Origin of the sequence: Pelomonas caseinilytica, assembly GCF_021353235.1 — a bacterium.
Classification (GTDB): domain Bacteria; phylum Pseudomonadota; class Gammaproteobacteria; order Burkholderiales; family Burkholderiaceae_C; genus Pelomonas; species Pelomonas caseinilytica.
Map to the genome: position 1 here is coordinate 264,886 of NZ_JAJTWT010000001.1, position 18,008 is coordinate 282,893.

Annotated in this window: 14 protein-coding genes, 1 tRNA gene and 1 pseudogene; 11 read left to right on the plus strand and 5 right to left on the minus strand. The window is 71.4% G+C overall.

Annotated elements, in window-relative coordinates:
* The 4 genes from LXT12_RS01265 (at position 1) to LXT12_RS01280 (ending at position 3,388) form a co-directional block, all read left to right on the plus strand.
* Positions 1-792 carry an SDR family NAD(P)-dependent oxidoreductase gene (locus LXT12_RS01265; RefSeq protein WP_233388677.1) on the plus strand — a complete coding sequence of 264 codons (792 nt, stop codon included), beginning with the start codon at positions 1-3 and terminating at the stop codon, positions 790-792.
* A 2-nt stretch (positions 793-794) separates the two neighbouring features.
* Positions 795-1,232 (plus strand): nuclear transport factor 2 family protein, encoded by a 438-nt coding sequence (locus tag LXT12_RS01270; RefSeq protein WP_233388679.1) that lies wholly within the window; start codon positions 795-797, stop codon positions 1,230-1,232.
* A gap of 137 nt (positions 1,233-1,369) precedes the next feature.
* The gene (locus tag LXT12_RS01275) at positions 1,370-2,050 is read left to right on the plus strand and encodes an Hcp family type VI secretion system effector (protein ID WP_233388681.1); all 681 of its coding nucleotides are present in this window, start codon (positions 1,370-1,372) and stop codon (positions 2,048-2,050) included.
* A gap of 6 nt (positions 2,051-2,056) precedes the next feature.
* Positions 2,057-3,388, plus strand: coding sequence for a tetratricopeptide repeat protein (locus tag LXT12_RS01280; protein WP_233388683.1), 1,332 nt, complete (start codon positions 2,057-2,059; stop codon positions 3,386-3,388).
* A 71-nt stretch (positions 3,389-3,459) separates the two neighbouring features.
* Here LXT12_RS01280 and LXT12_RS01285 read toward each other — a convergent pair.
* The 3 genes from LXT12_RS01285 to LXT12_RS01295 form a co-directional block, all read right to left on the minus strand.
* Positions 3,460-3,536 (minus strand) — tRNA-Val (locus LXT12_RS01285).
* Positions 3,537-3,593: 57 nt separating this feature from the next.
* Positions 3,594-5,867 carry a RelA/SpoT family protein gene (locus LXT12_RS01290; protein ID WP_233388684.1) on the minus strand — a complete coding sequence of 758 codons (2,274 nt, stop codon included), beginning with the start codon at positions 5,865-5,867 and terminating at the stop codon, positions 3,594-3,596.
* On the minus strand, positions 5,864-6,757 hold the full coding sequence (locus LXT12_RS01295) for an alpha/beta fold hydrolase (protein WP_233388686.1): 894 nt from the start codon (positions 6,755-6,757) through the stop codon (positions 5,864-5,866). Before LXT12_RS01295 ends, LXT12_RS01290 begins: the two co-directional genes overlap by 4 nt.
* 45 nt (positions 6,758-6,802) lie before the next feature.
* Between LXT12_RS01295 and LXT12_RS01300 the strand changes: the two genes are divergently transcribed.
* A complete protein-coding gene (locus LXT12_RS01300; RefSeq protein ID WP_255763416.1) occupies positions 6,803-7,573 on the plus strand; it encodes a 3-hydroxybutyrate dehydrogenase in 771 nt (256 codons plus the stop codon).
* Positions 7,574-7,589: 16 nt separating this feature from the next.
* Here LXT12_RS01300 and LXT12_RS01305 read toward each other — a convergent pair whose 3' ends face one another.
* Positions 7,590-8,300: an SIMPL domain-containing protein gene (locus LXT12_RS01305; protein WP_233388688.1), complete on the minus strand. Its 711-nt coding sequence runs from the start codon at positions 8,298-8,300 to the stop codon at positions 7,590-7,592.
* A gap of 134 nt (positions 8,301-8,434) precedes the next feature.
* Here LXT12_RS01305 and ompR point away from each other — a divergent pair, with 134 nt between their 5' ends.
* Together ompR and LXT12_RS01315 are read left to right on the plus strand one after the other, a co-directional pair.
* Positions 8,435-9,169 carry an osmolarity response regulator transcription factor OmpR gene (gene ompR, locus LXT12_RS01310; RefSeq protein WP_233388690.1) on the plus strand — a complete coding sequence of 245 codons (735 nt, stop codon included), beginning with the start codon at positions 8,435-8,437 and terminating at the stop codon, positions 9,167-9,169.
* 158 nt (positions 9,170-9,327) lie between these two features.
* Entirely contained in the window at positions 9,328-10,647 is a 1,320-nt protein-coding gene (locus tag LXT12_RS01315; RefSeq protein WP_233388692.1) for an ATP-binding protein, read from the plus strand.
* A gap of 195 nt (positions 10,648-10,842) precedes the next feature.
* On the opposite strand, the gene ispF is transcribed toward LXT12_RS01315, so the two are convergent.
* Positions 10,843-11,340: a 2-C-methyl-D-erythritol 2,4-cyclodiphosphate synthase gene (ispF, locus tag LXT12_RS01320; RefSeq protein WP_233388694.1), complete on the minus strand. Its 498-nt coding sequence runs from the start codon at positions 11,338-11,340 to the stop codon at positions 10,843-10,845.
* A 39-nt stretch (positions 11,341-11,379) separates the two neighbouring features.
* Between ispF and LXT12_RS01325 the strand changes: the two genes are divergently transcribed.
* The 4 genes and pseudogenes from LXT12_RS01325 to LXT12_RS01340 all read left to right on the plus strand — a co-directional run.
* Positions 11,380-13,584, plus strand: a complete 2,205-nt coding sequence (locus LXT12_RS01325) for a patatin-like phospholipase family protein (protein WP_233388695.1) — start codon at positions 11,380-11,382, stop codon at positions 13,582-13,584.
* 219 nt (positions 13,585-13,803) lie between these two features.
* Complete coding sequence (locus LXT12_RS01330) at positions 13,804-14,352, plus strand: chemotaxis protein CheW (RefSeq protein WP_233388697.1); 549 nt, start codon at positions 13,804-13,806, stop codon at positions 14,350-14,352.
* Entirely contained in the window at positions 14,352-16,004 is a 1,653-nt protein-coding gene (locus LXT12_RS01335) for a methyl-accepting chemotaxis protein (RefSeq protein WP_233388699.1), read from the plus strand. The genes LXT12_RS01330 and LXT12_RS01335 overlap by 1 nt, the downstream gene beginning before the upstream one ends.
* A 230-nt stretch (positions 16,005-16,234) precedes the next feature.
* Positions 16,235-17,959: pseudogene (locus LXT12_RS01340) on the plus strand (methyl-accepting chemotaxis protein); the annotation flags it as partial.
* Positions 17,960-18,008: the final 49 nt, after the last annotated feature.

Here is an 18,008-nt window from a genome sequence, read left to right on the forward strand (position 1 = left end):
ATGCCGCTGCCGGGCGCCCCCCTGAACCCGCCGCTGCGCGACTGGCAGGGCCGCTGGGCCTGGGTGGTGGGCGCCTCCTCGGGCATTGGCCGCGCCACGGCGGCTGCGCTGCACGCCGCAGGCGCGCGCGTCATCGTCTCGGCGCGCCAGGCCGGTGCGCTCGACGCCTTTGCGCAGGAACACGCCGGCAGCATCGCCCTGCCCCTGGACGTCACCGACCTCCAGGCCGTCCACGCCGCAGCCCAGGCCGCGCGGGCGCATGCCGGCGGGGCGCCCGCCCTGGTGATGTACTGCGCCGGCCACTACCGGCCGCAGCGCGCCACCGAATTCGACCTCACCGAGATGCAGAGGCACCTGGCCGTCAACTACGGCGGCGTGCTGCATCTGCTGGACGCCGTGCTGCCCATGCTGGCCACCGCCGGCGGCGGCCACCTCAGCCTGGTGGGCAGCGTGGCGGGCTACCGTGGCCTGCCGCTGTCGCTGGCCTACGGGCCCACCAAGGCGGCGCTGAACAACCTGGCCGAGAGCCTCTACCTCGACCTCCATCCCCTCGGCGTCGGCGTGTCCATCGTCAACCCCGGCTTCGTCGAGACCCCGCTGACGGCGCACAACGCCTTCCCCATGCCGGCCCTCATCTCTCCCGAGGAGGCTGCAGGCCACATCCTGCGGGGCTGGGCGCGGGGCCGCTTCGAGATGAACTTCCCGCGGCGCTTCACGGCCTGGATGCGCCTGCTGCGCTGCCTGCCCGACGCCTGCTACTTCGCGGCCGTGCGCCGCGCCACCGGAGCCTGACCATGCCCGATGCCCGCACCACCCGCCTCGTCGACGCCTACGAACGGTTGACCCCCGAGCGCCTGCCCGAGCTGCTCGCCCTCTACGACGACACCGCCGCCTTCAAGGACCCCTTCAACGATGTGCGCGGCCGGGCGGCCATCGGCCGCATCTTCCGGCAGATGTTCGAGGAACTGCGCGAGCCGCGCTTCGCCGTGCAGGTCGCGGCCAGCGAGGGCGAGCACGCCTTCCTGACGTGGGAACTGCACTTCAAGCGCCAAGGCAGCGGCCAGGCCATGGCCATCCGCGGCGCCTCGCACATCCACTACTCGCCCGCCGGCCTCGTGCGGATGCACCGCGACTACTGGGACGCCGCCGAGGAGCTCTACGCCAAGCTGCCGCTGCTCGGCCTGCTGATGCGGGCACTCAAGCGCCGGCTGGCCACGCCGCAGCCGCGCTGACCACCCCCTAACTTGCAGCTGGCCGTGACCAGCCCGGCTGCGGGCGGCATGACGCAGCGCAAAGACCGGGATGGCAAGCGGCCAAGAATGGCTCGGCGCGGCCGTGTGGCCGCAACAGCCACGAGGAGTGTTCCATCATGGTCAACAAGCTCGCCTGCGCCGCCGTCGCGCTGGCCGCCGCGGCGCCGCTGCAGGCCCAGACCGCGCTCGACTACTTCCTGAAGATTCCCGGCGCGGCCGGCGACAGCGCCGACAGCAAGCACAAGAACGAAATCGACGTGATGTCTTGGGCCTGGGGCGTCAGCAACAACGGCGCGGGCAGCGTGTTCGAACCGTTCACGTGGGAACAGCAGATGGACTCGAGCTTCGTGCCGCTGTTCCTCGGCCTGGTCAACGACAGCCCCTTCGCCAGCGCCCTGCTCACGGTGCGCCGAAGCGGCCAGTCGCAGTTCGAGTTCTTCCGCATGACCTTGACCGACGTCCACGTCGCATCGCTCAGCAGCCACGGCACCGCCACCAACACCGTCATCGTCGACGCGGCCGTGCGCTACGGCGGCATCGCCATGCACTACTGCAGGCAGAGCTACACCGGCGGCAGCGGCACCTGCTACGACGGCAGCTTCACGCTCAGCGGCAATCACGCCGCGTTCACGGGCGACGCGACGGTGCTGGAAGGCCTCGCCCAGGCCGGCGGCACGCTCAACTTCGTGAACAGCGTGCCCGAGCCCTCGACCTGGGCCTTGTTCGCGGCCGGCCTGGCAACCCTGGCCCTGCCCGCCCGCTGGCGACGGCGCGGCGCCCCGCCCGCCTCCGGCTGAAGCGCCGTGGCTTACCGCCCCGCCGCCCTTGCCCGTGCGGCACAGGCCCGCGCCGCCTGGCGCCCCGCCGTCGAGCGGGCGATGGCCCTGCACCGTGCCGGCCTCCTCGACGAGGCTGAGGCGCTGTACGGCCAGTTGCTGAAGCTGCTGCCGGACGAACCCAACCTCGTGCACTTCCACGGCGTGCTGCTCTACCAACGCCACCGGCTCGACGAGGCGGTGGCCGCGGTGCGGCGCTCCATCGCCCTCGACGATCAGGTGGCCGCCTGGCACAACAACCTCGGCAACATGCTGCTCGACCAACGGCAGGTGGAGGCCGCCGCAGCCGCCTACCAACGCTGCCTCGCCCTCGAGCCCGGCCATGTCGAGGTGCGCAACAACCTCGCCTGCCTGCTGCGCATGACCGGCCGCCTCGCCGAGGCCGAAACCCTGCTGCGCGGACTGCTGATGCAGGCGCCCGACTTCGCCGATGCCCAGGCCCACCTGGCCCTGGTGCTCGCCGCCCAGGGGCGGGCCGCCGAAGCCTGCGAGGCCGGCGCCCGCGCCCTGGAGCTGGCGCCCGAGGTCACGCGCAACCATCGCCTGCTGGGCCTGCTGCATGCGCAGGCAGGTCGGCTCGACGTCGCCGAACAGGTCTACCGCCGCTGGCTGGCCCGCTCGCCGGGCGACCCCGAGGCCCTGCACCACCTGGCCGCGGTCACCGGCCAGGGCGTGCCCGAGCGCGCTTGCGACGCCTACGTCACCGAGGTCTTCGACCGCTTCGCGGCGAGCTTCGACGCCAAGCTGGCCCACCTGCAATACGCCGCTCCGGCGCTGTGCGCGGAGGCCCTGCGGCGGCGCGCCGCGGGCCGCCGCAGGGCTGTGCTCGACGCCGGCTGCGGCACCGGCCTGTGCGGGCCCCTGCTGCGCCCGCTGGCCACCGAACTGGTGGGGCTGGACCTCTCCGCCGCCATGCTCGACCGCGCTCGCGCCCGCGGCAGCTACGACCAGCTCGTGCAGGCCGAACTCGCCGCCTGGATGGACACCTCGCCCGGCCGCTTCGACGCCATCGTCAGCGCCGACACGCTCTGCTACTTCGGGCCCCTGCAAGCCGTGCTCACGGCGGCGCACCGCGCCATGCGACCGGGAGGTTTGCTCGTCTTCACCGTCGAGGCGCTGGAAGGCGATGCGCAGGCCTGCGTGCTGCGGCCCCATGGCCGCTACGCGCATGCGCGCGGAGCCGTCGAAGACTGGCTCGCACAGGTAGGCTGGCATGCCGTCGAAGCCGAGGGCGCGACGCTGCGCCAGGAAGCGGGGCAGCCGGTGGCGGGATGGGTGTTCAGCGCGGCAAGGGCATGACCCACGCGCCGTGCATGAGCAAGAAAAAGGCACCTGGCGTCGCCGCCAGGTGCCGTTCCATCTTCAGAATTTGGTAGGCGCGATTGGACTCGAACCAACGACCCCCACCATGTCAAGGTGGTGCTCTAACCAGCTGAGCTACGCGCCTGAAGAGCTGCGCACTATAGCATGGTTTTTCAGGGCTCCGCCAGTCCCATTGAATAGCTCATTTGCGTCGCGCCGAGCGCACGCCGGAGATGGCGCACAGCTCACGCAGCACCTTGGCCAGGCGCGACGCGTCGGACAGCTCCAGCGTGAAGCTCATCCAGGCCGTGTCGCCGCCGCCCGTCCTGGGCCTGGCGGCACCGCCCTGCAGCGACTGCGTGTTCACCGCCACGACATTCATCTTCTCCTTGGCGAAGACCTCCAGCACGTCGCGCAGCAGGCCCTGGCGGTCGCCGGCCTCCACGAGCACGTCGACCGGATAGACCGGCGCGCCCTTGCCCGACGGCTCCGCCCCGCCCCATTCGACGGCGATGACGCGTTCCGGTGATCGCCGCTTCATCTCGGCGAGGTTGCTGCAGTCGGCCCGGTGGATGGCCACGCCCTTGCCGCGCGTGACGAAGCCCTGGATGGCATCCGGCGGTGCCGGCCGGCAGCAGCGCGACAGCGTCGTCAGCAGCGAGTCAATGCCGACGACGAGCACGCCCCCGCGCCCGCCCGTGCCGCCGCTGGCACTGCGGGTGTGCTTCTGAGCGAGCAGTTCGTCCTCGTCGGCGACGGGCTCGGGCGGGCGCAGCAGCAGCTCGATGTTGCGCAGGGAGTACTCGTCCTTGCCCACCACCTCGAAGAGGGCGTCGGCGCTCTTGAAGCCCAGCCTCGCGGCCAGCTCCTCGAGCTTGAGGGCCGTGCGGCCTTCGCGCTGCAGCAGCTTCTCGACGAGGTCGCGCCCCTTGGCGATGGTCTGGGCCTGTTGCAGCGCGTTGAACCACGCCCGCACCTTGGCCCGCGAACGCTGGCTCTGCAGGTAGCCGAGTTCGGGGTTGAGCCAGTCCAGCGACGGCCCGCCCTCCTTGGCCGCGATGATCTCCACCGTCTGGCCGCTGTGCAGCGGCGTGTTCAGCGGCAGCATCTGGCCGTCGATGCGCGCGCCGCGGCAGCGGTGGCCGAGGTCGGTGTGCACGGCGTAGGCGAAATCCACCGGCGTGGCCCCGGCGGCCAACTCGACGATGGTCGCCTGCGGGGTGAAGACGTAGATGCGGTCGCTGAACCCGTCGCCGCCCGGGCCGCCCTCGCCCTGGACGGCGTCGCGCTCCCAGGCGAGCAGCTGGTTGAGCACGGCCTTGCGGGCCCGCGCCACCTGCTCCTCGAACTCCCCGACCGCGCTGACACCGGCATAGCCTCGTGCGCCGGCCTCCTTGTAGGCCCAATGCGCGGCCACGCCGTGTTCGGCGCGGTCGTGCATCTCGCGGGTGCGGATCTGCACCTCCATCGGCCGCCCGTCAGGCCCGAGGACGACGGTGTGCAGCGACTGGTAGCCGTTGGGCTTGGGCTTGGCGATGTAGTCGTCGAACTCGCCGGGCACCGGCGTGTAGACCTCGTGCAGCCGCGCCAGCGCCGCGTAGCAGTCGGCCACGCTGGCGACGATGACGCGCAGCGCACGCAGGTCGAAGACGCGGTCCAGCGACAGCTGCTTGCCCTGCATCTTGCGGTGGATGCTGTAGAGGTGCTTGGGCCGGCCCTGCACCTCCGCGGCGATGCCCTGCCCGTACAGGTCGGCCTGCACCGCCGCGCGGGCCGCCTCGACGCGCTGCTCGCGCTCGACGCGGGTCTCGTGCAGGGCCTTGGCCAGGGCCTTGTAGGCCTCGGGTTCGCGGAAGCGGAAGGCCAGGTCCTCCATCTCCCACTTGATCTGCCAGATGCCCAGCCGGTTGGCCAGCGGCGCGAACACGGCCTGCGACTCGGCCGCCAGCTCCGCCGGACAAGGCCGTTTGCTGGCCGCGTACCAGCGCAGCGTCTGCAGCCGCGAGGCCAGGCGCAGCAGCACCACGCGCAGGTCGCGCGAGAAGGCCAGCAGCATCTTGCGCACGCGCTCGGTCTGCTCCGCCCTCAGGTCGGGCTTCTTGTCGTCGCCGACCCGGGCGCCGCGGGTCGTGCGCTGCAGCTGCACGAGGCGTCGCGTGTGGGTGACGAGGCTGGCGTAGCTCTCGCCGAAGGCCTTGGCCACCACCTCCTCGGGCTTGTTGAGGAAGTCGCCGGCATAGACGAGGTAGGCCGCCGCCTGCAGCTCCTGCGCGGCACCGATGCCTTGCAGGATGGCCGCCACGCCGTCGGCATGCGACAGCGCGTTCTCGCCGGTGTCCAGCACCTCGGCCGCCAGCAGCGGCTCGGCCACGGCGCGGGCGCGCACCACCTCCGCGCCCGAGTGGGCGGCGCCCGCGTCGAGCAAGGCGACGATGGGCGAGCTGGCCGCGCCCTCTTGCAGAACGCCGGTTTTCATGAACCGAGGAAGTCCCTCACGATGGCGACCTGGTCGGCATGGATCAGCGTCGGTGCATGGCCCACGCCGGGCAGCTCGACGAGGCGGGCGCCAGGCCCGCGCTGCGTCATGGCGCGCGCGGTCTCGGCGCTGAGCAGGTCGGACTCGGCACCGCGGATGAGCAGCGTCGGGCAGCGCAGGGTGTCGTAGGCCGCCCAGAGCGCGGCCTCGCCGGCGGCGGCGATCTCGGGCGTCACCGCGCCGAAGGGCATCGCGATGGCCGGGTCGTAGCGCAGCTTCCAGGTCTTGCCGGCCGGGCCGTCCTCCTCGCGGAACAGGGGCTCGCACAGGGCCAGCCATTCCTCGTCGGTGTGCGGGCCGAAGCCTTCCGAGATGCTGCGCAGATAGCCCGCGCCTTCGGCCAGCGACGCGAACTGCGGCGCATTGCCCAGGTAGCGCCCGATGCGCTGCAGGGCCTCGTACTGGATGGCCGGCCCGACGTCGTTGAGCACCAGGCGGCGGATGGGACTGGCCACGCCCTCCGGCCGCGGCAGCGAGGCCAGGCCCAGGCCGATCAGGCCGCCCATGGAGGTGCCGACCCAGTCCACCTGGTCGACGTCCAGCCGGGCCAGCAGCGTGACCATGTCGGCCACGTAGGCCGGGATCTGGTAGCCCGCCGGCTGGCGCAGCCAGTCGGAGCGGCCCCGGCCGACCACGTCGGGGCAGATCACGCGGTAGCGGTGCTGCAGGGCACGGGCCAGCGCATCGAAGTCACGGCCCTGCCGCGACAGCCCGTGGGCGCACACCAGCACCGGCGCGTCGGGCGCCGGCCCTGCCCATTCCCAGTAGGCCATGCGGTGCAGGCCGGTGCTGTCCAGGCAATTGACGAAGCGCAGTTCCGGTTGGGTCATGATGCAATCCTTTAAAACCATCGTAGCAACCCTAAAGGACCCATCATGTTGAAAGGCAAGACCGCCCTCGTCACCGGCTCCACCAGCGGCATCGGCCTGGGCATCGCCCTCGCGCTGGCCCGCCAGGGTGCCAACCTCATCCTCAATGGCTTCGGCGACGTGGAAGGCCCCAAGGCCGAGGTGGCGGCGCTGGGCGTCAAGGTGGGTTACCACGGTGCCGACATGAGCAAGCCCTCGGACATCGCCGCCATGGTGGCCTATGCCGACGCCGAGTTCGGCGGCATCGACATCCTCGTCAACAACGCCGGCATCCAGCACGTCGCGCCGGTGCAGGACTTCCCGCCCGAGAAGTGGGACGCCATCATCGCCATCAACCTCAGCTCCGCCTTCCACACCACGCGGCTGGCCCTGCCCGGCATGCTGCAGCGCGGCTGGGGCCGCATCCTCAACATCGCCTCGGTGCACGGCCTGGTGGCCTCGGCCCAGAAGTCGGCCTACGTGGCGGCCAAGCACGGCCTCGTCGGATTCACCAAGGCCGTGGCGCTCGAGACGGCCACGTCGCCCGTCACCGTCAACGCCATCTGCCCCGGCTGGGTGCTGACGCCGCTGGTGCAGAAGCAGGTGGACGCCCTGGCCGAGCGCGAGCAGGTCTCCAACGACGAAGCCAAGCGCCGCCTGCTGGCCGAGAAGCAGCCGTCGCTCCAGTTCACCACGCCCGACGAGCTCGGCGCGCTGGCCGTGTTCCTGTGCTCGGACGCCGCCTTCAACGTGCGCGGCCAGGCCTGGTCCATGGACGGCGGCTGGACCGCCGTCTGACCGCGCCGAGGGAGGCTCAGCGCGGCGCGGCTTCGCGCGTGAGCTGCACGCTGCCGTTGACGTTGACCGTCACGGTCGCCTTGCCGGCCTCGGTCGGCAGGGCCTCGTCGGCCATGGGCGCGGCCTTGGCGCGCATCAGGGCCATCACCGGCCGGGGGCCGGGCTCGTCGCTGGAGACGTTGACCTCGCCGAGCACGTAGCCGCCGTAGCCGAACTGGCGGGCGTAATCCGCCGCCTTGGCGCGAAAGCGCCCGATGGCCTGGGCCGAGATGTCGCTCTCGGCCTTTTCACGCGCCTCGCGCGACAGGCTGTAGCCCACCCGGGCGATGGTCAGCGTGCCGATGCGCCCGGCCAACTGGGCGATGGCCGTGGCGTCTCGCCCCTCCACCATCAGCTCGGCGCTGCCCTGCCAGCCGTTGATCTTGCCGCTCTTGGGGTCGTAGCGCGGCGCGAGCGAGAAGCCGCCCGTCTGCACGTCCACCTGCCCCGGCCTGGCCACCTTGCGGGCCTCGGCCAGGGCCGCGTCCAGGGCCTGCTTCAGCGCGGACTGCACGCCGGCCGCATCGGCGCCTTCGCGGCTGGTGGAGAAGGTGACGCCGAGGATGTCGCGCGTCACCTCGGCGCTGGCGCTGGCCGCCAGGCTCAGGCGCTCGCGCGGCGGGGCATCGCTGGCGGCCTGGGCGGCGAGGCTGGCGGCAACCAAGGAGAGGGCGAGGACTGCACGCATGGAACTTCCTTTCAAGTCGGGAAGACCAGCTTAGCCGCGCGAAGTCGCAACCAGCTGTAACTGCCGCCTGCTGTCCTACAAACCGCGGTTTCAAACCTGCACACAATGCCGCTGTTACAAATTCAGGACCTGCGATGAACAGCGCCGCGAATCCCCGCCAGAACCGCATCCTCGTCGTCGACGACGACGCCCGCATCCGTGACCTGCTGCGCCGCTACCTGACGCAGGAAGGCTTCGACGTGCTGCTGGCCGAAGACAGCCGCGCGCTGAACAAGCAGCTGACCCGCGAAACGGTGGACCTCATCGTGCTGGACCTGATGCTGCCCGGCGAAGACGGCCTGACCATCTGCCGCCGCCTGCGGGCCGCCAACGACCAGACGCCCATCATCATGTTGACGGCCAAGGTCGAGGACGTGGACCGCATCGTCGGCCTGGAGGTCGGCGCCGACGACTACCTCGCCAAGCCCTTCAACCCGCGCGAGCTGCTGGCCCGCATCAACGCGGTGCTGCGCCGTCGCCCGCCGCCGGAGGCCCCGGGCGCCCCCAGCAAGGAGCCGATGACGGTCACCTTCGGCCCCTTCGAGTTCGACCTCGCGCTGCGCCGCCTGACCAAGAACGGCGAGCAGCTGCCGCTGACGACGGGCGAGTTCTCCATGCTCAAGACCCTGGTGCGCCACCCGCGCCAGCCGCTGTCGCGCGACAAGCTGGCCCAGCTCGCGCGTGGCCGCGAGTTCGAGCCCTTCGACCGCAGCCTGGACGTGCAGATCTCGCGCCTGCGCAAGATGCTGGAGGCCGACCCGGCCCAGCCGCGCTACATCCAGACGGTCTGGGGCGTCGGCTACGTGTTCGTCCCCGACGAAAACTCGTAGTACGTGAGCCCCTCGTCCAACCTTGACCCGCTGAACGCGGTCAAGCCTGGCCGGTCCCCCGTGGGGACGAAGCAGCTCGCGGCGTCGAGCCGCCAGCTGCTTCCTCCGGGCCGGCTTGGGGCGGCCCGGCGCTCGGCCCCAAGACACTGGTCCCGCTGATGGCTCGTCCGCACCTGGCGCTCAATCTCTTCTGGCGCACCTTCGCCTGGCTGGCCCTGCTGCTGGCCGGCGCGGTGCTGGCCTGGCAGCAGACCTTCAAGCTGCTGGAGGCCGAGCCGCGCGCGCTGGAGTCGGCCGAGCAGCTGGCCGGCCTGGTCAAGCTCAGCCGCATCGCGCTGGAGCACACCGACCCGATCAACCGCGTCGCCGTCATCACCTCGATGTCCAGCGGCGACGTCGTTCAGGTGCGCGTGGCCGAGACGCGCGACCGCTGGCTGCCCTACGACACCAGCCCCTTCGCCAAGCGCCTGGCCGCCGAACTGCGCCAGACCCTGGGCCCCGACACCGTCGTCGCCCGCAGCGTCAACGACGTGCCGGGCCTATGGGTGCGCTACATCGTCGGCGAGGACGCCTTCTGGCTCAAGACCAGCGCCACGCCGCTGTCCATCTCGCTGACGAGCAACTGGTGGTGGGTGCTCATCGCCCTGCTGGCGACCGTGGTGGGCTCGGCGCTGATCGCCCGTCTCATCAACCAGCCGCTGCGCGAGCTGGCCGAGGCCGCCGGCCGCATCCGCGAGGGCGAGTACGACTCGCGCCTGGACGAGACCACCATGACCAGCGAGATCCGCGAGGTCAACATGGGCTTCAACCGCATGGCGCGCGAACTGGCCAAGCTGGAGGAAGACCGCGCCGTCATGCTGGCCGGCATCTCCCACGACCTGCGCACGCCACTGGCCCGGCTGCGCCTGGAGACCGAGATGAGCGTGCAGGACGAGCAGGCGCGCCATTTCATGGCCCAGGACATCGACCAGCTCGACGCCATCATCAGCAAGTTCATGGACTATGCGCGGCCCAACGAGACCCAGCTGCGCGAGACCCGGCTGACCGACGTCGTCGAGCGCGAGGTGCAGGGCTTCCGCGACCCCGACCAGATCCGCTTCCGCGTGCAGGTCAGCTCAGCCCTCAAGGTCTTCGTGGACGACACGGAGCTGGGCCGCGTGCTGCTCAACCTTTTCGAGAACGCCCGGCGCTACGGCCACGGGCCCGGCGAACCCGCGCGGGTGGACGTGAGCGCCACGCGCCAGGGCTCGTGGGTGGAGCTGCGCGTGCGCGACCACGGCCCCGGCGTGCCGCCCGACCGCCTGGCCCGGCTGACCACGCCCTTCTACCGCGGCGATGCCGCGCGCACCGCCGCCAGCGGCGCGGGCCTGGGACTGGCCATCGTCGAGAAGTCGGTCCAGCGGCTGGGTGGCCAGCTGTCCATCAGCAATGCCGAGGGCGGCGGCCTGGTCACCGTACTCAAGCTCCAGGCCGGGTGACTGGAAGCCCCCGGCCCGGCCCCACGCGCTGAACGCGGCGCGGGTCCAGTCCGCCCCCCGAGGGGGCGGCGATGCTTGCGGCATCGAGCCGCAAGCACATCGCCAGCGCGGGCCGGCTTGGGAGCGGCCCAGCGCTCGGCCCGCAATACCGGCGTTTCGTGCTCTGCGTGCAGCCGACCATCAACGACTGGGAGCCTAGCCTGCCAGCAGGCAGACCGCCCGCGCCTCGATGGCGCGGCCCTCGCCCACGGGGCCCATCTTCTCGGCCGTCTTGGCCTTGACGTTGACCTGACCCACCTCCACGCCCAGCACCTCGGCCAGGCGGGCGCGCATGGCCGGGATGTGCGGCGCCATCTTGGGCGCCTGGGCGACGATGGTGGCGTCCACGTTCACGATCCGCCAGCCCACCTCGCACACGCGGCGGTAGGCCTCGGCCAGCAGCACCATGGAGTCGGCCCCCTTGAACTCGGCAGCCGTGTCCGGGAAGAGCTTGCCGATGTCGCCCAGGGCCGCGGCGCCGAGCAGGGCGTCGGTGATGGCATGGGCCAGGGCGTCGGCGTCGGAGTGGCCGAGCAGCCCGTGGCTGTGCGGGATGGTGACACCGCCGAGGACGAGGGGGCGGCCGGTGACGAGCTGGTGGGTGTCCCAGCCTTCGCCGATGCGAAGCGGTGGGAGGGAAGGCAGAGCAGGCATGGGCGGATTCTCGCGGACGCTGCTATGGTGCGCCCCGCCATGAAACGACTCGCCCTCGCCTCCCTGCTGGTGCTGTGCCAGCTCGTGTACGCCCAGCCCGCCGAACCGGGACCGCCGCAGCGGCCCAGGATAGGCCTGGTGCTCTCCGGCGGCGGCGCGCGCGGCCTGGCCCACATCGGCGTGCTGCGGGTGCTGGAGGAGCTGCGGGTACCGGTGGACCTCATCGTCGGCACCAGCATGGGCGCCGTCGTCGGCGGCGCCTACGCCTCGGGCCGCAGCGTCGACGAGCTCGAGGCCCTGGTGAAGGGCGCCAACTGGAATTCCATCCTGGCCGACCGCCCGGCCCGCGACCGTCTCTCCATCCGCCGGCGCGAAGACGACGAGCGCCTGCCCTCGCGCATCGAGTTCGGCTTCGACCTGCAGCACGGCGCCATGCTGCCCAGCGGCGCCGCCGCCAACGGCCAGCTGGAGGCGACGCTGTCCTCGCTGCTGCCGGCCCTGCGCGCCGAGGAGCCGCTGAGGAAGCTGCCCATCCCCTTCCGTGCCGTGGCGACCGACCTGCTGTCGGGGGCCATGCTCGACCAGGCCGACACGCCCCTCTTCCAGGCCCTGCGCGCCTCCATGGCCGTGCCGGGGGTGTTCGCGCCGCTGCGCGTCAACGGCCGGCCGCTCGTGGACGGCGGCCTGGTGCGCAACCTGCCGGTGGACCTGGCGCGCCAGCTCGGCGCCGACGTCATCATCGCCGTCAACGTCGGCACGCCGCTGCTCGAAGACCGCGAGATCACCAGCGCCGTGGCGGTGGCCGACCAGATGCTGCAGATCCTGACGGAGCAGAACGTGCAGCGCTCGCTGCGCGAACTGCGCCCCCAGGACATCGTCATCGACCCGGACCTGCCCGGCATGGGCTTCATGGACTTCTCGCGGGCCGACGAGGCCATGGCCACCGGCCGCCGCGCCGCCCTGGCTGCCGTCTCGCGGCTGCAGGCCCTGGCGGCGCCCGCCGCCCAGGCCGCGCTGCAGGCCCACCGCCTGGCGCCGCCCGAGTCGGCCATGCAGGCCCTGCCTCTGGCCGAGCTCACCATCGAAGGCACCCGGCGGCTCAACCCCGAGGCGCTGCGCGTCGAGCTGGCCCTCAAGCCCGGCGCTCCGGTCGGCCGCGCCGAACTCAACCGTGTGGTGGAGCAGCTCGACGGCACCGGCGACCTCGAACGCATCGAGATGGCCATCGACGACCGCGACGGCCGCCGCAGCGTGGGCCTCAAGCTCACCGAGGCCGACTGGGCCGCCAGCAAGCTACGCCTGGGCCTGGAGCTCTACAGTAACTTCGCCGACGCCAACCGCTACTCCCTGGTCGGCATGCACGTCGCCGACTGGCTCAACAGCTGGGGCGCCGAGCTGCGCTCCATCGCCCGCATCGGCTCCACGCGCGGCTTGAACACCGAGTTCTACCAACCCATCGGCCCCGGCTCGCGCTGGTTCGCCAGCGCCAAGCTGGGCTACGAGGCCGGCAGCAACGACGTCTTCAACCAGGGCCAGCGTTCGCTGCGCCTGTCCAGCAGCCTCACCGAGGCCCAGCTCGAACTCGGCCGGCGCGTCGCCGGCCTCGGCGACCTGCGCTTCGGCCTGGGCAAGCTGCGCGCGGCCGACGAGGTCATCCTGCCGGCGCCGCCGGGCGGCGGCACGCGTTCGCAGTTCTATGACCAGCAGTACTTCGAGCTCCACACCGACACCCTGGACTCGCTGGCCTTCCCCAGCCGCGGCCAATGGCTGACGGCACGCATCGAATGGCTCAAGCCGCGCCGCGAGGACCGCGTCATCAACGCCTCGCTGATCGGCCTCAGCGCCTTCCGCCTTGGCGAATGGGCCGGCCAGCTCTATGGCGAAGCGGCCCACGCCGAGCGCGGCCAGACGCGGTCGCTCGGCGGCTACCTGCGCCTGTCGGGCACGCCGGACGCCTCCCTGGTGGGCGAGAACATGACGCTGGTGCGCGTCGTGATGGCGCGGCGCATCGGCGAGATGCCGGTGGGCCTGGGCGGCGCCGTGCGCGTGGGGTTTTCGCTGGAGACCGGCGCCGTCGGCGACGGCGCGGGCCTGAAGCTGTCCAACCTGCCGCGCAACGGCTGGAAGCAGGCGGCCAGCGGCTTCCTCAGCGTGGACACCCGCTTCGGCCCCTTCTTCCTGGCCCTGGGCGCCACGCGCGGCGGCGAGACGGCGGCCTACCTGCTGCTCGGGCCCACCTGGTGATGCCCCGGGGCCGAGCCACGCCGACGCCTCGCCGCCAGCCCTGACGGCTCGTCAGGCGATCCCGACAACGAGTCAGCATCCCCTGGGGCGATCTTGCACCCTTCCCTATTGGAGGCGGTGCCGGACCTTTCTATGGTGGCGGCCGTGCAAAGACGAGCCGCCCCATCGGCCCCGCCATGCCGGTGGGCGAGTTCGTCCGATTCTGAGAAGGAGGCGACGATGAACCCACCAGCCCTCGCTGTGATGCCCCATGCCGGCAGGCCGGCCGAGCCGCCGGAAACAGGCCAGTACCTGACCTTCGCGCTGGGTACGGAGATGTTCGGGATCGGCATCCTGCACATCAAGGAAATCATCGAGTACGGCACGCCGACGGCGGTGCCGATGATGCCGGGCTTCGTGCGCGGCGTGATCAACCTGCGCGGCGCGGTGGTGCCCGTGATCGACCTGGCCAGCCGCTTCGGCGGACAGGCCTCGGCGGTCACCCGCAAGACCTGCATCGTGATCGTGGAGTTGCAGTTCGCCGACGGCCAGGCGCGCGTGCTCGGCGCCGTCGTGGACGCGGTCAGCGCCGTGCTGGAGATCGGCCGGTCGGACATCGAGCCGCCGCCCAGCTTCGGCACCCGCATCCGCACCGATTTCATCGCCGGCATGGCCAAGGTCGATGGCCGCTTCGTCATCCTGCTGGACGTCCAGCGCGTGCTGTCCATGGACGAGATGGCCACGCTGGCCGGGGCCGCGAGCGCCGCAACGCCAGAGGGGCAGAACTGATGCGACTGACCACGGGACTCAAGATCGGCACCATCACCATCGGGCTGATGCTGGCGCTGGTGTCGGTGCTGTTCGTGGCCTACGGCCGCAACCAGCGCGACGAAGCGATCGCCAGCGAAGTCGCATCCGCGCGCTCCCTCATCCTGATGAGCGAAGCCATCCGGCAGGGCATGGGCGCCAAGTGGGAGAAGGGCCTGTTCTCGGTCGAGCAACTGCGCGAGCTCGCCAAGCTGGACGACCCGACGCTGCGGCGCGAGAAGATCCTCGCCACGGTGCCGGTCGTGACGGCCTGGGAAGCCGCCAAGGCCAAGGCGGCCGAGGGCGGCTTCGAGTTCCGCACCCCCCGGGCCGGCGCGCGCAACCGCGACAACGAGCCCGATGCCCAGGAGCGGGTGGCCCTCGAATGGCTCGCCGCCAACCCCGGTTCCAGCGAGTACTCGATGGTCGACCCGCAGATCAACGCGGTGCGCTATTTCCGGCCCGTGCGCCTGGGCCAGCAATGCCTGATCTGCCACGGCGAGCCAGCCACGGCGCGAACGCTGTGGAACCGCGACGATGGCCGCGACGTGCTGGGCTACCCGATGGAGGGCAAGAAGGCCGGGGACATGCATGGCGCCTTCGAGATCATCAAGCCGCTGGCGCAGGCGGACGCCGCCGTGCGCAGCGCGCTGCTGAAGGCGGCCGGCCTGGCCCTGCCGCTGCTGGTCGCGGCCGTCGTTGCCATCCTCCTGCTGGCTCGCTCCATCACCCGGCCGCTGGGCTTTGCCGTGCATGCGGCCAACCGGCTGGCCGAAGGCGACCTGACGGTGCGCATGGAGGTGCGCTCCAACGACGAGACGGGCCAGCTGATCGAGGCCATGCAGACCATGGTGTCGCGCCTGGCGCCGGTGGTCGCCGAGGTCCGCGGCGCCGCGGACACGCTGAGTTCGGCTTCCGAGGAGGTCAGCGCCACGGCGCAGCACCTCAGCCAGGGTGCGAGCGCGCAGTCGGCCGCCGTGGAAGCCGCGGCATCGGAAATCGTGCAGATGCGGGAAGCGGCGGCGGCCAGCGCCGACAAGGCCGCGGCCAACTATGAGACCGCGAACCGGGCGGCGCTCGACGCCCGCGACGGTGGCGATGCCGTGTCGCACACCGTGCAGGCGATGAAGTCGATCGCGACCAAGATCGGCGTGGTCGACGACATCGCCTACCAGACCAACCTGCTGGCACTCAACGCCGCCATCGAGGCGGCCCGTGCCGGCGAACACGGCAAGGGCTTCGCCGTGGTGGCGGCCGAGGTTCGCAAGCTGGCCGAACACAGCCAGGCCGCGGCCCAGGAGATCAGCCAGTTGGCCAACGACTCGTTGAAGCTGGCCGATCGCGCCGGCCAGCTGATCGGCGACGTGGTGCCCCGCATCCAGGACGCTGCAGCCGTGGTCCGTGACATGGCGTCGGCGGCCCGGCAGCAGGCAGGCAGCGTCGAGCACGTCGCCACGGCCATGTCGCGGCTGGACGAGACCACCCACCACAACGCAGCGGCGTCCGAGGAACTCGCGACCACGGCGGAAGAGGTCAGCGCCCAGGCCGCGCAGTTGCAGCAGCTGATGGAGTACTTCAAGGTCGGCGAGTCGGCGATGAATCCGCCGCAACGCCAAGCCGCAACCCACGTCTGAGAGCAACCACGCCGACAGGAGCCCCGCCCATGAACCCGTTCAGCCCCGCGATCAAGGTGCTTCACGCGATGAAGTACCCCTACAAGCTCGGGCTCGTGAGCCTGTTCTTCGCCCTGCCCATCGTGGCGCTGGTGGTTCTGCTGGCGCAGGAGACGCAAGCCAGCATCGCGTTCACGCAGGCGGAGCGGGACGGCGTCGAGTACGTCCAGCCCCTGCGGGAACTGCTGGAACACATGCAGCAGCACCGCGGCATGGCCGGCGCCTACCTGGGCGGCGACGCATCGTTCGAGGGCCGGCTGGCCGAGAAGGAGCGCCAGATCGCGCAAGTGCTGGAGCGGGCGCAGGCCACGGACGCGCGCCACCCGGAGTTCAACCTGTCCGACCGCCTGCAGGCCCTTGCGCGGGAATGGGCCAACGTGGCGGCCACGGCGGCCCACACCAGCCCGGCCGAGAGCTTCGCGCTGCATACCGCCTGCATTTCCCGGTTGATGGGCCTGCTCACCGACGCGGCCGACGCCTCCAACCTGACGCTGGACCCGGACCTGGGCACTTACTACGTCATGGATGCGGTGGTCAGCCGGCTGCCGGCCATGACCGAGAGCCTGGGCCAGGCGCGGGCCCTGGGCGCGGCCGCGGCGGCCCGCCATGGCGCCACCGTCGAGGAGCGGGCGCGGCTGAGCGGCCTGCACGGCACCGTGCGCGCCACTCTGCAGGGCGCGAACCGCGGCCTGAGGATCGCGATGAACGCGAACGGCCCGCTGAAGACCCGGCTGCAGGCCGCCGCAGCCGAGCAGGACGCGTCCGTGCAGGCCTTCCTCGACCGGCTGGACAGCCAGTTGATCCGCGCGCCGGAGATCACCGTCACCGCCAGGGACTACTTCGACGCGGCGACCGCCACCATCGCCGGCATCTACCGGCTGGACGACCTGCTCGCACCCGAACTGGACCGCATGCTGGGCGAGCGCATCGACAAGCTGGCCTGGAAGCGTTCGGCCATGCTGGGCCTGGTGGCCCTGGCCCTGCTCTTCGTGGCCTACCTCTACGTGTCGTTCTACCTTTCGGTGATGCAGGTGGTGCACAGCCTGGAAGACGCCTCGCAGGGCATGGCCGCCGGCGACCTCGAGGCCCGCGCACGCGAGCTCGGCAATGACGAACTGGCCCGGGTGTCGGCCAGCTTCAACGGCATGGCTGAAAAGCTGAGGGAGATCGTCGCGCAGGTCCGCAGCGCGGCACAGGAGCTGTTGACGGCGGGCGGCGAGGTCGCCGGCATGGCGCAGTCCATCTCCCGCACCGTGTCGGAGGAGGCCGCCAGCGTCGAAGAGACCTCGGCATCGGTGGAGCAGATGAGCGCGTCGATCGCGCAGAACACCGGGAACGCCGGCGTGACGGACGAGATGGCGGCCAGGGCGGCCCGGCAGGCGGCCGAGGGCGGCGCGGCCGTGGCGCAGACGACCGGGGCGATGAAGAGCATCGCCGCCAAGGTCGGCATCATCGACGACATCGCCTACCAGACCAACCTGCTGGCCCTGAACGCGGCCATCGAAGCCGCACGCGCCGGGGAAAGCGGCAAGGGCTTCGCCGTCGTGGCGGCCGAGGTGCGCAAGCTCGCCGAGCGCAGCCAGGTGGCGGCGCTGGAGATCGGCGAGCTGGCGGGGAACTCCGTCGAGAAGGCCGAGCATGCGGGCCAGCTGCTGGGCGCGATGGTGCCCAGCATCCAGAAGACCTCGGAGCTGGTGCAGCAGATCGCTGCCGCGTCGCAGGAGCAGGCCTCGGGCGTCGGGCAGATCAACGCGGCCATGGTCCAGCTGAGCCGGACGACGCAGCACAGCGCAGGCGCCGCCGAGGAACTCGCGGCGACCGCGGAAGCGCTGAGTGCCCAGGCCACGCAGCTGCAGACGCTGATGGCCTTCTTCAGGATCGGCCGCGCACCGGTGGCCGCCGTCGCGGCACGCTGACCCGGCCGGCAGGCCCACCCTCTCGCAGCTGACCAGGAGATGCCATGCG

Bases quoted from the DNA above. Each gene is read 5' to 3' on its own strand.
- LXT12_RS01330 (WP_233388697.1), top strand. From the start codon at position 13,804: ATGAACCCACCAGCCCTCGCTGTGATGCCCCATGCCGGCAGGCCGGCC.
- LXT12_RS01270 (WP_233388679.1), top strand. From the start codon at position 795: ATGCCCGATGCCCGCACCACCCGCCTCGTCGACGCCTACGAACGGTTG.
- LXT12_RS01325 (WP_233388695.1), top strand. From the start codon at position 11,380: ATGAAACGACTCGCCCTCGCCTCCCTGCTGGTGCTGTGCCAGCTCGTG.
- LXT12_RS01265 (WP_233388677.1), top strand. From the start codon at position 1: ATGCCGCTGCCGGGCGCCCCCCTGAACCCGCCGCTGCGCGACTGGCAG.
- ompR (WP_233388690.1), top strand. From the start codon at position 8,435: ATGAACAGCGCCGCGAATCCCCGCCAGAACCGCATCCTCGTCGTCGAC.
- LXT12_RS01305 (WP_233388688.1), bottom strand. From the start codon at position 8,300: ATGCGTGCAGTCCTCGCCCTCTCCTTGGTTGCCGCCAGCCTCGCCGCC.
- LXT12_RS01295 (WP_233388686.1), bottom strand. From the start codon at position 6,757: ATGACCCAACCGGAACTGCGCTTCGTCAATTGCCTGGACAGCACCGGC.
- LXT12_RS01315 (WP_233388692.1), top strand. From the start codon at position 9,328: ATGGCTCGTCCGCACCTGGCGCTCAATCTCTTCTGGCGCACCTTCGCC.
- LXT12_RS01290 (WP_233388684.1), bottom strand. From the start codon at position 5,867: ATGAAAACCGGCGTTCTGCAAGAGGGCGCGGCCAGCTCGCCCATCGTC.
- LXT12_RS01275 (WP_233388681.1), top strand. From the start codon at position 1,370: ATGGTCAACAAGCTCGCCTGCGCCGCCGTCGCGCTGGCCGCCGCGGCG.
- LXT12_RS01300 (WP_255763416.1), top strand. From the start codon at position 6,803: ATGTTGAAAGGCAAGACCGCCCTCGTCACCGGCTCCACCAGCGGCATC.
- LXT12_RS01335 (WP_233388699.1), top strand. From the start codon at position 14,352: ATGCGACTGACCACGGGACTCAAGATCGGCACCATCACCATCGGGCTG.
- ispF (WP_233388694.1), bottom strand. From the start codon at position 11,340: ATGCCTGCTCTGCCTTCCCTCCCACCGCTTCGCATCGGCGAAGGCTGG.